At 48.8% G+C, this 13,537-nt stretch carries 12 protein-coding genes and 1 other annotated feature (1 of these 13 only partly in view); all 12 genes read left to right on the top strand.

Annotated elements, in window-relative coordinates:
• Positions 1 to 184: a binding site (T-box leader), on the top strand (it extends 105 nt beyond the left edge of the window).
• 75 nt (positions 185 to 259) lie between these two features.
• On the top strand, positions 260 to 1,726 hold the full coding sequence (gene trpE, locus MUB35_RS20795) for an anthranilate synthase component I (RefSeq protein ID WP_244806769.1): 1,467 nt from the start codon (positions 260 to 262) through the stop codon (positions 1,724 to 1,726).
• Entirely contained in the window at positions 1,723 to 3,327 is a 1,605-nt protein-coding gene (locus MUB35_RS20790; protein WP_244806768.1) for a bifunctional anthranilate synthase component II/anthranilate phosphoribosyltransferase, read from the top strand. The genes trpE and MUB35_RS20790 overlap by 4 nt, the downstream gene beginning before the upstream one ends.
• A gap of 16 nt (positions 3,328 to 3,343) precedes the next feature.
• Complete coding sequence (trpC, locus tag MUB35_RS20785) at positions 3,344 to 4,141, top strand: indole-3-glycerol phosphate synthase TrpC (RefSeq protein WP_244806767.1); 798 nt, start codon at positions 3,344 to 3,346, stop codon at positions 4,139 to 4,141.
• Positions 4,131 to 4,790: a phosphoribosylanthranilate isomerase gene (locus MUB35_RS20780; RefSeq protein ID WP_052099519.1), complete on the top strand. Its 660-nt coding sequence runs from the start codon at positions 4,131 to 4,133 to the stop codon at positions 4,788 to 4,790. The genes trpC and MUB35_RS20780 overlap by 11 nt, the downstream gene beginning before the upstream one ends.
• Before the next feature lie 60 nt (positions 4,791 to 4,850).
• A complete protein-coding gene (gene trpB / locus MUB35_RS20775) occupies positions 4,851 to 6,035 on the top strand; it encodes a tryptophan synthase subunit beta (protein WP_033141766.1) in 1,185 nt (394 codons plus the stop codon).
• Positions 6,028 to 6,810, top strand: a complete 783-nt coding sequence (gene trpA, locus MUB35_RS20770; protein ID WP_244806766.1) for a tryptophan synthase subunit alpha — start codon at positions 6,028 to 6,030, stop codon at positions 6,808 to 6,810. The genes trpB and trpA overlap by 8 nt, the downstream gene beginning before the upstream one ends.
• Before the next feature lie 298 nt (positions 6,811 to 7,108).
• On the top strand, positions 7,109 to 8,545 hold the full coding sequence (locus MUB35_RS20765) for an acyl-CoA carboxylase subunit beta (RefSeq protein ID WP_033141764.1): 1,437 nt from the start codon (positions 7,109 to 7,111) through the stop codon (positions 8,543 to 8,545).
• A 14-nt stretch (positions 8,546 to 8,559) separates the two neighbouring features.
• Positions 8,560 to 9,327 (top strand): OadG family transporter subunit, encoded by a 768-nt coding sequence (locus tag MUB35_RS20760; protein WP_033141763.1) that lies wholly within the window; start codon positions 8,560 to 8,562, stop codon positions 9,325 to 9,327.
• An 18-nt stretch (positions 9,328 to 9,345) separates the two neighbouring features.
• Complete coding sequence (locus MUB35_RS20755; RefSeq protein WP_033141762.1) at positions 9,346 to 9,717, top strand: biotin/lipoyl-binding carrier protein; 372 nt, start codon at positions 9,346 to 9,348, stop codon at positions 9,715 to 9,717.
• A gap of 116 nt (positions 9,718 to 9,833) precedes the next feature.
• Entirely contained in the window at positions 9,834 to 10,991 is a 1,158-nt protein-coding gene (locus tag MUB35_RS20750; protein WP_033141761.1) for a sodium ion-translocating decarboxylase subunit beta, read from the top strand.
• Between the two features lie 41 nt (positions 10,992 to 11,032).
• The gene (locus tag MUB35_RS20745; RefSeq protein ID WP_033141760.1) at positions 11,033 to 12,445 is read left to right on the top strand and encodes an oxaloacetate decarboxylase subunit alpha; all 1,413 of its coding nucleotides are present in this window, start codon (positions 11,033 to 11,035) and stop codon (positions 12,443 to 12,445) included.
• A gap of 167 nt (positions 12,446 to 12,612) precedes the next feature.
• Complete coding sequence (locus tag MUB35_RS20740) at positions 12,613 to 13,536, top strand: MurR/RpiR family transcriptional regulator (RefSeq protein ID WP_033141759.1); 924 nt, start codon at positions 12,613 to 12,615, stop codon at positions 13,534 to 13,536.
• Position 13,537 lies beyond the last annotated feature (1 nt).

Raw genomic sequence — 13,537 nt, 5'->3', positions numbered from 1 at the left:
CAGCTTGAAACCTTTGTGATCCGAATAGGATTTGGGAGAAGGAAGTAGACGCTGACGGGGAGCTTATCCGTTATCAAGGAGCAGTGTATGATAGTACATGAAAGAGCGGTTCATATTACGTTAAGTATATGAGCAATATGGGTGGTACCGCAGGAGTTTTGAATTTACAGCTCTTGTCCCATTGGAGAAATCTGATGGGGCAGGAGCTTTTTTATTTACAGAAAAACCTGATCTCGCTCTTTGGAAAGGGAGGAAAAACATGACGATTACACCAGACTGCAACACAATCCTGAAACTGGCAGAAAAATATTCCATTGTACCTGTATGCAGAGAAATCTATGCGGATGTTACAACACCTATTACGCTGCTCCGCAAACTTACAGGGTTCTCGAAAAGATACTATCTTCTGGAGAGTATCGAGGGCGGGGAGACTTGGGGAAGATATTCCTTTTTGGGATATGACCCGGTCATGCGGGTAACCTGCAGGGACCGCAAAGTATATATAGAAAAGCAGGGGAAGACAGAAACTGTGGAGACAGAAAAGCCTCTGCATGTACTGAGAGAAATCATGAAAGATTACAAGTCTCCGAGGCTTTCCGGTATGCCTCCGTTTACCGGCGGTTTTGTGGGATATTTCGCATATTCCATGGTGGGCTATGCGGAACCGGTACTCAATATTAAAAAAGGCACATTTCCGGATTATGATGTGATGCTTTTTGACAAGGTGATCGCCTATGACCATCTGAAACAGAAAATCTGTATCATTGTCAATATGCGGACTGATAAAGTGATGGAGAATTACGGGGAAGCCACAGCGGAGATCGCCAGAATTGCCGGACTGATCAAAAGTGCACCGGTGCCTGCCATAGCCGGTGAACCGGAGCAGATAGATTTCACCTGCAATGTAAGCAGAGAAGAATACTGCAGCATTGTGGAGAAAACGAAAGAATACATAAGAGACGGAGATATCTTCCAGGCTGTCATTTCCAGACAGTTCAGCAGCCCTATGAAGGGAAGTCTCCTGAATGCCTACCGGGTCCTGCGCACCACGAACCCGTCCCCATACATGGTATATCTCCACTTTGATGAGGAGGAGCTGATGAGTACCTCACCGGAAACACTGGTCCGTCTTCAGGACGGCAGACTGATAACCTTCCCGGTGGCAGGCTCCAGACCAAGGGGCATGGATGCAGAGGAGGATGAAGCTCTTGAGAGGGACCTTCTGCAGGACGAAAAGGAGCTGTCAGAGCACAATATGCTGGTGGATCTGGGAAGAAACGACCTGGGACGTATCAGCCGGTTTGGCTCTGTGGAAGTGACGAAATACATGATGATTCACCGCTACTCGAAAATTATGCACATCTGTTCCCAGGTGGAAGGTTCCATCCGGGAGGATAAGGATGCACTGGATGCCATTGAGGCTGTGCTTCCGGCAGGAACTCTTTCCGGAGCTCCGAAAATCAGAGCTTGTGAGATCATTGAGGAGCTGGAAAGCACAGAGAGAGGTGTATATGGCGGTGCCATCGGTTATTTGGATTTTGCCGGCAATCTGGACACCTGCATTGCCATCCGCATGGCAGTCAAAAAGGACGGAAAGGTCTATGTGCAGGCCGGCGGCGGAATTGTGGCAGACAGTGTATCGGAGCTTGAATATGAAGAATCGGCAAATAAAGCGGCAGCGGTTATGCAGGCCATCCAAAATGCCGGGGAGGTGGATGAGTTATGATAGCATTGATTGACAATTACGACAGTTTTACTTACAACCTGGTACAGATGATAGGAACTATTAACCCTGACATCCGCGTGATCCGGAATGATGAGATGACAGTGGAGGAAATCGCCGCATTACAGCCTTCCCACATCATCCTCTCACCGGGACCCGGATACCCAAAAGATGCAGGCGTATGTGAAGCCGTCATTCAGAGACTGCAGGGCAGAGTTCCCATCCTGGGGGTCTGCCTGGGACATCAGGCAATCTGTGAGGTGTATGGTGCCAGGATCGGCCATGCCAGACATCTGATGCACGGCAAAAAAAGCAGGGTGCGCATTCAGACGGAAAGCCCTGTCTTCGCAGGCATGGAGGAGGAGATTGATGCAGCCAGGTACCATTCCCTCATAGCAGAAGACGGTACCATCCCTGACTGTCTGCAGGTATTATCCACAGATGTGGAGAACGGGGAAATCATGGCAGTGGGCCATAGGGAATATCCGGTGTACGGACTCCAGTTCCATCCGGAATCCATACTCACACCAAAAGGAAAAAGCATATTGGAGAATTTTTTAAATATAAAAGCCGGAAGAGGAGATAAGATCATGATCAAAGAGGCAATTCACACACTGATGGACGGTAAGGATTTAAGCTATGAAGTGGCAAAGGCAGTTATGCACGAAATGATGGACGGCATTGCCACACAGGCCCAGATGGGAGCTTTTCTGGCTGCGCTGCGCATGCAGGGCGAGAGTATTGACGAGATCACGGCATTTGCTGAGGTCATGAGGGAAAAAGGAATTAAGATAAAGCCGGAGAGAGAGGTCATAGATATTGTGGGAACCGGCGGAGATGAGGCGGGAACATTCAATATTTCCACAACTGCCGCATTTGTGGTTGCAGCAGGCGGTGTACCCGTGGCAAAACACGGAAACCGCAGCGTATCCAGTAAAAGCGGTGCTGCGGATGTTCTGGAACATCTGGGCGCCAATGTGGCTCTGGATGCAAAGCAGAATGAGACGATCCTCAATAAGACCGGCATGTGCTTCATGTTTGCGCCTGTTTACCACTCCTCCATGAAATATGCAGCTCCGGTCAGAAAGGAGATGGGGGTCCGTACAGTCTTCAATATTTTGGGCCCTCTGTCCAATCCGGCAGCTGCCACCATGCAGCTTCTGGGTGTATATGACAAAAACCTGGTGGAGCCGCTGGCTAAGGTGCTGGGCAATCTGGGCGTGACAAGAGGTGTGGCCGTGTGCGGCGAAGATGGCCTGGATGAGATCACCCTGACCGGGGAAACTACAGTCTGCGAAATACGTTTCGGCGAGACTTCCTGCTACACCATTTCACCGGAACAGTTTGGCATGGAGCGCTGTGAGCTGGCCCAACTGGTGGGTGGTTCCCCTGCAGACAATGCCCAGATCACAAGAGACATTTTATCAGGCCGTGAGACCGGTCCAAAGCGCGACGTGGTTCTTTTAAACGCGGGTATGAGTCTCTATCTGGGAATTGACGGCATTACTCTGCAGGAGGGTATTAATATGGCAAGAGAGTTGATAGAGAGCGGAAAAGCGCAGGCGAAATTCGATGAGTTTGTTAAGGCCACAAGAGAACAGTAAAGGAGGGGACTGCAAAATGATTCTGGAGCAGATAGCAAGAGATACAAAGATCCGCGTGACAAATCAGAAAAAGAAGGTTCCCCTCGGAACGCTGAAAAAAACCGCATACAGCATGGAGACAGAGACAGGATTTCCTTTTGAAAAAGCACTGGCAAAAGAAGGTCTCAGTTTCATTTGCGAGGTGAAAAAAGCGTCTCCCTCAAAGGGAATCATTGCAGAGGATTTTCCTTATCTGGATATTGCCAGGGAATATGAGGTAGCTGGGGCAGACGCCATTTCCTGTCTGACAGAGCCGAAATATTTTCTGGGCCGTGACAGCTATCTGAAGGAAATCGCGGAAACTGTAAAGATCCCGGTTCTCAGGAAAGATTTTGTGGTGGAGGAATACCAGATTTATGAGGCAAAGGTCCTGGGAGCCGGCGCTGTGCTCTTAATCTGCGCCCTCATAGAACCGGAGCTTTTAAAGCGTTATATCCAGGTGTGCGACACCCTGGGGCTTTCCGCTTTGGTGGAGGCCCACGACGAGAAGGAAATCTCCCATGCTGTGTGGGCGGGAGCCAGAGTCATTGGCGTAAATAACCGCAACCTAAAAGATTTTAGTGTAGATGTGGGAAACAGCACAAAGCTTCGCGCTCTGGCGCCGAAAGAAGTTCTGTTTGTGGCAGAGAGCGGTATCAAGGGACCTGAGGACATTGTTCGTTTAAAAGAAAATGAAGTGGATGCGGTGCTGATCGGCGAGACACTGATGAAGAGCAGAGACAAGAAAAAAATGCTCTCTTACCTGAAAGGGGAGGGAACATCCGATGGGCAGTAAAGTGAAGATCTGCGGTCTTGTAAGGCCGGAGGATATTGAAACGGCAAATCTGTGCCGGCCGGATTATATCGGATTCGTCTTTGCGGACAGCCGGCGCCGGGTTTCGATAGAGCAGGCGGAGTGTTTGAGAGCAGGACTGGCGGACGGGATTCTGGCAGTCGGCGTCTTTGTAAACGCCCCGGCACAGGAAGCGGCCCGGATCGCCGAAAAGGGGATCATAGATATCATTCAGCTTCATGGAGATGAGGATGAAGCCTATATTCGGACTATAAAAAAATATACCCGGAAACCGGTCATAAAAGCTGTCCGTGTACAGAGCCGAGAACAGATTCTAAAGGCCGAAGAACTGCCCTGTGAATATCTGCTTCTCGATACATATACAAAGGGGCAGTATGGCGGAAGCGGAAAAGGGTTTGACCTGTCCCTGATTCCAAGCCTCAAAAGACCTTTTTTTCTGGCCGGCGGCCTGAATGCTGAAAATGTATCAGGTGCACTGAGAGAAAGCGGCGCGTTTGCCGCAGATGTAAGCAGTGCGGTTGAGACAGGAGGATATAAGGACAGGGAAAAGGTTGAGGCATTTATCCGGGCAGTACGGGAGCAGCAGACAGATACCTGCCGCCACTACTCTTTTGCACGGTCAGCGCAGTAAATGCGCAGACCTGACTGAACAGTTACAAAGGATCGATCATATAAGGAAGAGGATGAAGAGATGAGTAAAGGAAGATTTGGTAATTACGGAGGGCAGTACATTCCGGAGACACTTATGAACGCAGTACATGAACTGGAGGAGGCATATGAAAAATACAGCAAAGACCCGGAGTTTAACAGGGAACTGGACGATCTGCTGAAAAATTATGCCGGACGTCCTTCCCTGCTGTATTATGCAGAGAAGATGACAAAAGATCTGGGAGGCGCTAAGATCTATCTGAAGAGGGAGGATTTAAATCACACAGGTTCCCACAAGATCAACAATGTCTTGGGACAGGTGCTCCTTGCCAAAAAGATGGGCAAAACAAGAGTCATCGCTGAGACGGGAGCAGGACAGCACGGGGTTGCCACAGCTACGGCAGCAGCACTTATGGGGCTTGAATGTGAAGTCTTCATGGGACGCGAGGACACGGACCGCCAGGCTTTGAATGTATACCGCATGGAACTTCTGGGGGCGAAGGTACACCCTGTTGACAGCGGCACCGCGACTTTGAAGGATGCGGTAAATGAGACCATGAGGGAATGGACCAGAAGGATGGATGACACCCTGTATGTGCTGGGGTCTGTTATGGGGCCTCACCCCTTCCCCATGATCGTCCGCGATTTCCAGAAAATCATCGGAAAAGAGATCAAGGAGCAGCTGCAGGAAAAGGAAGGCAGACTTCCGGATGCTGTGATCGCCTGTGTGGGCGGCGGCAGCAATGCCATGGGAGCCTTTTATGAATTTATCCGGGAGGAGCAGGTACAGCTTATCGGATGTGAAGCGGCAGGCCTTGGCGTGGATACAGAAAAGCATGCTGCCACCATCGCCAGAGGTTCAGAAGGTGTCTTCCACGGCATGAAATCCCTGTTCTGCCAGGATGCGTACGGACAGATCGCGCCGGTATATTCCATCTCCGCGGGGCTTGATTACCCCGGCATCGGACCGGAACACGCCAATTTGAATGAGACAGGCAGAGCAGAATATGTGCCGATCACAGACGTGGAGGCAGTGGAGGCATTTGAATACCTCTCAAGGACCGAGGGCATTATCCCGGCCATAGAAAGCGCCCATGCAGTGGCATACGCAAGAAAACTGGCACCAACTATGGACAAAGATAAAATCATTGTTGTAAATATTTCCGGCAGAGGCGATAAGGATGTGGCTGCCATAGCACGATACAGAGGAGTGGAGATCTATGAATAAAATACAGCAGGCATTTGAAAACAAAAAAGCATTTATTCCCTTTATCACAGGCGGGGACCCCACGCTTGACGTGACAGAGCAGCTTCTGTACGCCATGGAGTCGGCAGGGGCTGACCTGATCGAGATCGGCATACCGTTTTCCGATCCCACAGCGGAAGGCCCTGTGATCCAGGAGGCCAACGAGAGAGCTCTGAAAGCGGGATGCACAACAGATAAATTGTTTGACATGATACAAAGGGCGAGAAAGAAAGTCACTGTGCCTATCGTATTTCTGACTTACGTGAATCCTATTTTTACATACGGCAAGGAGCGCTTCATGAAAAGATGTGTGGAGTGCGGGATAGACGGCATCATTGTTCCGGATATGCCCTATGAGGAAAGACAGGAGCTGGCACCTGCCTGCGACGCCTACGGGATTGATATCATCCCCCTCATAGCGCCCACGTCAAAGAACCGCATCACCATGATCGCAAAGGCAGCAAAAGGCTATATCTACTGTGTCTCCTCCTTGGGAGTGACCGGGGTGAGAAGTGAGATCAGGACAGACATCGGTGCCATGGTGGAGCTAGTCCGTCAGGCTACGGATGTACCGTGCGCAGTGGGGTTCGGAATATCTACCCCCGAGCAGGCGTATCACATGGCAAAGGTTTCAGACGGAGCCATCGTGGGTTCTGCAATTGTTAAAATTGTGGCAAAATACGGAAAAGATTGTGTGCCTTATGTGGCTCAGTATGTAAAAGAAATGAAGGCGGCAGTGGACCGGGCAAAGGGTTGAAAACAGCGGAGGATGGGCAGTTCCATCCTCCCTTTTTATGCAGAAAAATCCATATGGCGGAATATTACCTGCGCGTATTATGCAAGTCTGACAAAAAACATACACAATAATTAAATATTTCACAAATTCTTGTTGAAAAATTCCCGGAAAAAGGGTACAATTATAATCGGCAGAAATTGGTTTTGTCTTTTAACTCAACAAAGTAAAACCAGGAGGCGATTTCTGCATGAAAGCCGGATTATCACGCAGATTTTTCGTGCAGAATCCAGGTAAATAATAAAAAATGGAGGGCTGATAAATGAGTAATACAGCACAAAGCTTGGCAAGTAAAAGAATTGCTTCTTTACTTGATGAGAACAGTTTTGTTGAAATCGGCGGCTGTGTCACAGCCAGAAACACAGATTTCAACTTATCTGAAAAGGAAACACCGGCAGACGGTGTCATCACCGGTTACGGTGTCATTGACGGCAGCCTGGTGTATGTGTACAGCCAGGATGCTTCCGTTCTGAACGGAACCATCGGTGAAATGCATGCCAAAAAGATTGTCAGACTTTACGACCTGGCAATGAAGACAGGCGCTCCGGTGATCGGACTTGTGGACTGTGCAGGTCTGAGACTGCAGGAAGCTACAGACGCACTGAACGCTTTTGGCGAAATTTACACCAAACAGGTTATGGCGTCAGGTGTGATTCCGCAGATCACAGGTATCTTCGGGACCTGCGGCGGCGGTCTTGCAATCGTTCCGGCTCTTACCGATTTCACCTTCATGGAGGAGAAGAGCGGTAAACTGTTTGTAAACTCCCCCAACGCTTTAGAGGGAAATGAAATTTCCAAATGTGATACATCCAGCGCAAAATACCAGAGCGAAGAGGCTGGCCTGGTAGATGTTCTGGGAAGTGAGGAGGAAATCCTTGCACAGATGAGACTGCTGATATCTATGCTGCCTTCCAACTACGAAGACAATTCTTCCTATGAAGACTGCACTGATGATCTGAACCGTGTATGCCCGGAACTGGAAAACTGTGTTGGTGATACTGCCATTGCTCTTTCCCAGATCGCGGACAACAATGAGTTCTTTGAGGTAAAAGCTGCATACGCAAAAGACATGGTGACAGGCTTCATCCGTCTGAACGGCGCTACTGTGGGCTGCGTTGCCAACAGAAGCGAAGTTTACAACGATGAAGGGGAGAAGACAGAGTCCTTTGACAAGGTTCTCTCTGTGAGAGGATGCAAGAAAGCAGCAGATTTCGTTAAATTCTGTGACGCTTTTGAAATTCCGGTACTGTCTCTGACAAATGTAAAAGGCTACAAAGCTACAAAATGCTCAGAAGCCAACATTGCCAAGGCAGCGGCACAGCTTACTTACGCATTTACAAATGCAACCGTACCGAAGGTGAACATCGTGATCGGTGAAGCGTTCGGAAGTGCATATCTGGCAATGAACAGCAAATCCACAGGAGCGGACATGGTATTTGCATGGCCGGGCGCTCAGATCGGTATGATGGACGCGCGTCTTGCAGCTAAGATCATGTATGCAGACAGCGATGCTGCTACGATCAATGAAAAGGCCGCTGAATATGCTGACTTACAGTCAAGCGCAATGGCTGCTGCCAAGAGAGGTTATGTGGATTCCATCATCGAGGCAGAAGATACAAGAAAATATGTGATTGGTGCTTTTGAAATGTTATTCACAAAGAGAGAAGATCGTCCCAGCAAGAAACACGGCACGGTTTAGGCGAGGTGAATCATATGAAGCAGACATGGAAAAAATTAATTGGTTTAATCCTGATCGGAGTATGCGTCCTGGCTATGACAGCCTGCGGCAGCAGCAAAGACTCCACAGGCGGTTTGAAAAAGCTGGACGATGCCACCGTTGACTCTCTGGTGGAGAGCTTCGGAAGTGTTGTCGGCAACATTGCCAATCTGGATGAGGAATCCATCGCAAGCCTGATGGAAGGTGACGATGCCTTCAGTGCTTCCGCAGCCAGCGCATGGGACGGAGCCGGAGAAGATCTGGGAACATATGTTGAGACAACCAAGGGCGAGGTGGAGGACAAAGACGGCAGCTATATTCTTACGCTGACCTGTACTTTTGAGAAACGCAGTGCAGACTGCATCTTTACTTTGGACAAAAACGGCAATCCTCTCAGCGTGACTATTGACCCGCAGTACTCAATGGGCGAAAAAATGGCACAGGCAGGACAGAATACACTTCTGGGTGTTGGTACTGTTTTTGTAATGCTTATCTTCCTGTGCTTTGTTATTTCCTTAATGAAATACATTCCGGGCTTTGTAGAGTCCTTTGGCAAGAAGAAAGCTGTTCCGGAAGAGATTCAAGTTCCGGCTGCCCCGGCTGCTCCTGTTATTCCTGAAGCAGCGGAAGAAGAGGTTGTGGATGACGGTGAGCTGATTGCAGTCATTGCAGCGGCGATCGCAGCATCTGAAAATACATCTACAGACAGTTTTGTAGTTCGTTCCATCAGAAAATCAACAAAAAGAAATTGGCAGAGAGCCTAATCACAGGAGGAAATGGTTATGAAATCTTATACAATTACAGTTAATGGCGTTGCATACGATGTAACAGTGGAAGAGGGCGCAGGAAACGCAGCAGCTCCTGCGGCAGCACCGAAAGCTGCTCCAAAAGCGGCACCGAAAGCTGCTCCGGCAGCAAAACCTGCAGCATCTGCAGCAGGCGCAGTGGCAGTTACCGCATCTGTTCCCGGTAAAGTATTCAAAGTGGAAGCAAGTGTGGGACAGGCAGTAAAAGCCGGCGATAACATTGTCATCCTGGAAGCCATGAAAATGGAAATTCCGGTTGTTGCTCCGCAGGACGGTACCATTGCAAGTATTGACGTGGCAGTTGGTGATTCCGTAGAAAACGGCGATACACTGGCATCCATGAACTAGAATTTGCAAGCATTTGTAAATTCCCGACAGCTAAGAGATAAATCTTGCTGATACAATAGAAAGCACACATCGAGAACTTTCTATTGTCACGAATACGAACAATGGGAGGTAATATAATGTCTAACGTTACAGATACACTGTCTAACCTGCTCCACCAGACAGCGTTTTTCAATCTGACATGGGGAAATTACCTTATGATTTTAGTTGCCTTTGTTTTCCTTTTCCTGGCAATTAAAAAAGGATTTGAACCGCTTCTTCTGGTGCCGATTGCTTTCGGTATGCTGTTGGTTAATATCTATCCTGATATTATGGCACAGCCATACACGGATGCAGCAGGAATCGAGCACGCAGGTGGACTTCTTCACTATTTTTATCTGATGGATGAATGGAGTATTCTTCCGTCCCTGATCTTCATGGGTGTTGGTGCCATGACAGACTTTGGCCCGCTGATCGCAAACCCCAAGAGCTTTCTTATGGGTGCGGCAGCACAGCTGGGTATCTACATGGCGTACTTCCTGGCTATCTTCATGGGATTCAACGGAAAGGCAGCAGCGGCTATCTCCATTATCGGCGGTGCTGACGGCCCGACCTCCATCTTCCTGGCAGGTAAACTGGGGCAGACAATGCTCATGGGACCCATTGCGGTGGCGGCATATTCCTATATGTCCCTGGTTCCGATCATCCAGCCGCCGATCATGAAACTTCTCACAACAGAGAAGGAGCGCAAGATCAAAATGGAACAGCTCCGTCCGGTTTCCAAACTGGAAAAGATCCTGTTCCCGATCATCATCACCGTTGTTGTTTGTCTGATTCTTCCTACAACAGCTCCGCTGGTTGGTATGTTAATGCTTGGTAATCTGTTCCGCGAATCAGGTGTTGTAAAACAGCTGAGCGAGACAGCTTCCAATGCCCTTATGTATATTGTAGTTATCTTACTGGGAACTTCCGTAGGTGCTTCCACAAGCGCTGAGGCATTCCTGAAACTGGACACTCTGAAAATCGTCGTATTAGGTCTGGTCGCATTCGCAGTCGGTACGGCAGGCGGTGTGCTCCTCGGTAAGTTAATGTGCAAACTGTCCGGCGGCAAGATCAACCCGTTGATCGGTTCTGCCGGTGTATCTGCTGTTCCTATGGCAGCCCGTGTATCCCAGAAGGTCGGTGCTGAGGCAGACCCCACCAACTTCCTGCTGATGCATGCAATGGGCCCGAACGTCGCAGGTGTTATCGGTACTGCGGTAGCGGCCGGTACCTTCATGGCAATTTTCGGTGTTTAACAGTATGAAAACATGTTTTAAAAATTTAGGAGGAAATTAAGATGGCAGAGGTAGTAAAAAAACCGATTAAGATTACTGAAACAATCTTACGTGATGCACATCAGTCCCTGATTGCGACCAGAATGTCCACAGAGCAGATGCTGCCCATCGTAGATAAATTGGATAAAGTGGGTTACCACTCCGTAGAATGCTGGGGCGGTGCCACCTTTGACGCGTCCCTTCGTTTCTTAAAAGAAGATCCGTGGGAGAGACTGCGTAAGTTCCGTGATGGTTTCAAGAACACGAAACTGCAGATGCTGTTCCGCGGCCAGAATATTCTGGGATACCGTCCTTATGCAGATGACGTGGTAGAGTATTTCGTACAGAAATCTGTTGCAAACGGTATTGATATCATCCGTATTTTTGACTGTCTCAACGATTTAAGAAACCTGCAGACAGCCGTAAAAGCATCCAACAAAGAAAAAGGACATGCACAGGTTGCCCTGTCCTATACCCTGGGCGATGCTTACACCCTGGACTACTGGGTAGATATGGCAAAAAGAGTAGAGGATATGGGTGCGAATTCCATCTGTATCAAGGATATGGCAGGTCTGCTTGTTCCGTACAAGGCAACTGAGCTGGTAACTGCTCTGAAAGCTGCTGTAGATATTCCGATCCAGCTTCACACACACTACACCTCAGGTGTAGCTTCCATGACCTACTTAAAAGCAGTAGAGGCAGGCGTTGACGTAATTGACACCGCTATGTCTCCTTTCGCTCTGGGAACTTCCCAGCCGGCTACAGAGGTTATGGTTGAGACCTTTAAAGGAACACCTTACGATACAGGATTTGACCAGAACCTTCTGGCGGAGATTGCTGACTACTTCCGTCCGATCCGTGACGAAGCTCTGGACAGCGGCCTGCTGAATCCCAAGAACCTGGGTGTTAATATTAAGACTCTGCTGTATCAGGTACCGGGCGGTATGCTCTCCAACCTGACCAGCCAGTTAAAAGAACAGCACGCAGAAGACAAATTCTACGATGTTCTGGAAGAAGTGCCGAGAGTGCGTAAGGACCTGGGCGAGCCGCCTCTGGTTACACCGTCCTCACAGATCGTTGGTACACAGGCTGTATTCAACGTGATCATGGGCGAGCGCTACAAAATGGTTACAAAAGAGACAAAAGACGTTCTCAGCGGAAAATACGGTGCTACAGTAAAACCGTTCAATCCTGAAGTACAGAAGAAATGTATCGGTGACACAGAGCCGATCACATGCCGTCCGGCTGATTTGATCCCGGATGAGCTGGATACTTTAAGAAGTGAAATGGCACAGTGGTCCGAGCAGGAAGAGGACGTATTGTCTTATGCATTATTCCCGCAGGTTGCTACCGAGTTCTTCAAGTACAGAGAAGCACAGGAGACGAAGGTAGATCCGAAAGCTGCGGATACAGAGAACGGGGCTTATCCTGTTTAATGTTCAGCATAGAAAGGCGAAGGTGCCGTAACTGACGGTGCCTTTGGCCTTTTTTTCTTTTTTTAGTGAAAAATCTTCGGATTTGTGATATTATAACCCATGTATGGGCAAAAACCGCTCATAAATTACGAAATACCCTACGGGTATGTTTTGAAGAGGGGACAGACATGGGTAATGCGGAAAATTTACTCAGTAAGATGAATAAACAGTACCAGAGCTTCAGCAAGGGGCAGAAAAAACTGGCCACATACATCAATGACAATTACGACAAGGCTGCTTTTCTGACTGCCGCCAGGCTGGGAGAGACCGTCGGAGTCAGTGAGTCTACGGTGGTGCGGTTTGCTATCCATCTGGGGTATAAAGGGTATCCGGAGTTCCAGAAGGCTTTAGAGGAGCTGGTGAGGAATAAGCTGAACTCCATACAGCGGATGGAAGTGACTTACGGCAGGGTTCCCCAGTCGGAGATTCTGGATACGGTGCTGCATTCGGATATTGATAAGATCAAGCTGACAATGGAGCATATAGACCACAGTGCCTTTGAACTGGCTGTGGAGACAATCCTCAAAGCGAAAAGTATTTATATTGTAGGGATACGAAGCTGTGCTCCACTGGCAAGCTTTCTGGGATTTTATTTTAATCTTTTGTTTGATCACGTACATCTGATGCATACGAACAGCTCCAGTGAGCTGTTTGAACAGATGATCCATATCAGCGGGGATGATGTTATCATCGGAATCAGTTTTCCGAGGTATTCCATGCGGACTTTGAAAGCCCTGGAATTCGCCAATAACAGGAGTGCCAAGGTGATCACCCTGACAGACAGTATCCATTCTCCGATGAATCTGTATTCCTCCTGTAACCTGATCGCTAGAAGTGATATGGCTTCTATTGTGGACTCGCTGGTGGCGCCGCTGAGTGTGATCAATGCACTGGTGGTTGCGCTCTGTATGAGAAAGCAGAAGGAAGTGGTGGCAACTTTGGAGGATCTGGAGAAGATTTGGGACGAATATCAGGTTTATAATAATGACGAGATCAATATGGCTGACGGACAGGACATAGAACTGAAAAATCCGGGCGGCATGGAGGATTAGA

It is taken from the genome of Blautia sp. NSJ-175 (genome assembly GCF_022867815.1).
GTDB lineage: Bacteria > Bacillota > Clostridia > Lachnospirales > Lachnospiraceae > Blautia > Blautia celeris.
Note: the sequence above shows the minus strand (reverse complement) of the source record. Positions and strands in the feature narration are given on the sequence as shown.

What these genes read in the sequence shown, in the direction of transcription:
- MUB35_RS20780 (WP_052099519.1), top strand. Translation starts at nt 4,131, where the DNA reads ATGGGCAGTAAAGTGAAGATCTGCGGTCTTGTAAGGCCGGAGGATATT.
- trpB (WP_033141766.1), top strand. Translation starts at nt 4,851, where the DNA reads ATGAGTAAAGGAAGATTTGGTAATTACGGAGGGCAGTACATTCCGGAG.
- MUB35_RS20745 (WP_033141760.1), top strand. Translation starts at nt 11,033, where the DNA reads ATGGCAGAGGTAGTAAAAAAACCGATTAAGATTACTGAAACAATCTTA.
- trpE (WP_244806769.1), top strand. Translation starts at nt 260, where the DNA reads ATGACGATTACACCAGACTGCAACACAATCCTGAAACTGGCAGAAAAA.
- MUB35_RS20790 (WP_244806768.1), top strand. Translation starts at nt 1,723, where the DNA reads ATGATAGCATTGATTGACAATTACGACAGTTTTACTTACAACCTGGTA.
- MUB35_RS20760 (WP_033141763.1), top strand. Translation starts at nt 8,560, where the DNA reads ATGAAGCAGACATGGAAAAAATTAATTGGTTTAATCCTGATCGGAGTA.
- MUB35_RS20740 (WP_033141759.1), top strand. Translation starts at nt 12,613, where the DNA reads ATGGGTAATGCGGAAAATTTACTCAGTAAGATGAATAAACAGTACCAG.
- trpA (WP_244806766.1), top strand. Translation starts at nt 6,028, where the DNA reads ATGAATAAAATACAGCAGGCATTTGAAAACAAAAAAGCATTTATTCCC.
- MUB35_RS20765 (WP_033141764.1), top strand. Translation starts at nt 7,109, where the DNA reads ATGAGTAATACAGCACAAAGCTTGGCAAGTAAAAGAATTGCTTCTTTA.
- MUB35_RS20755 (WP_033141762.1), top strand. Translation starts at nt 9,346, where the DNA reads ATGAAATCTTATACAATTACAGTTAATGGCGTTGCATACGATGTAACA.
- MUB35_RS20750 (WP_033141761.1), top strand. Translation starts at nt 9,834, where the DNA reads ATGTCTAACGTTACAGATACACTGTCTAACCTGCTCCACCAGACAGCG.
- trpC (WP_244806767.1), top strand. Translation starts at nt 3,344, where the DNA reads ATGATTCTGGAGCAGATAGCAAGAGATACAAAGATCCGCGTGACAAAT.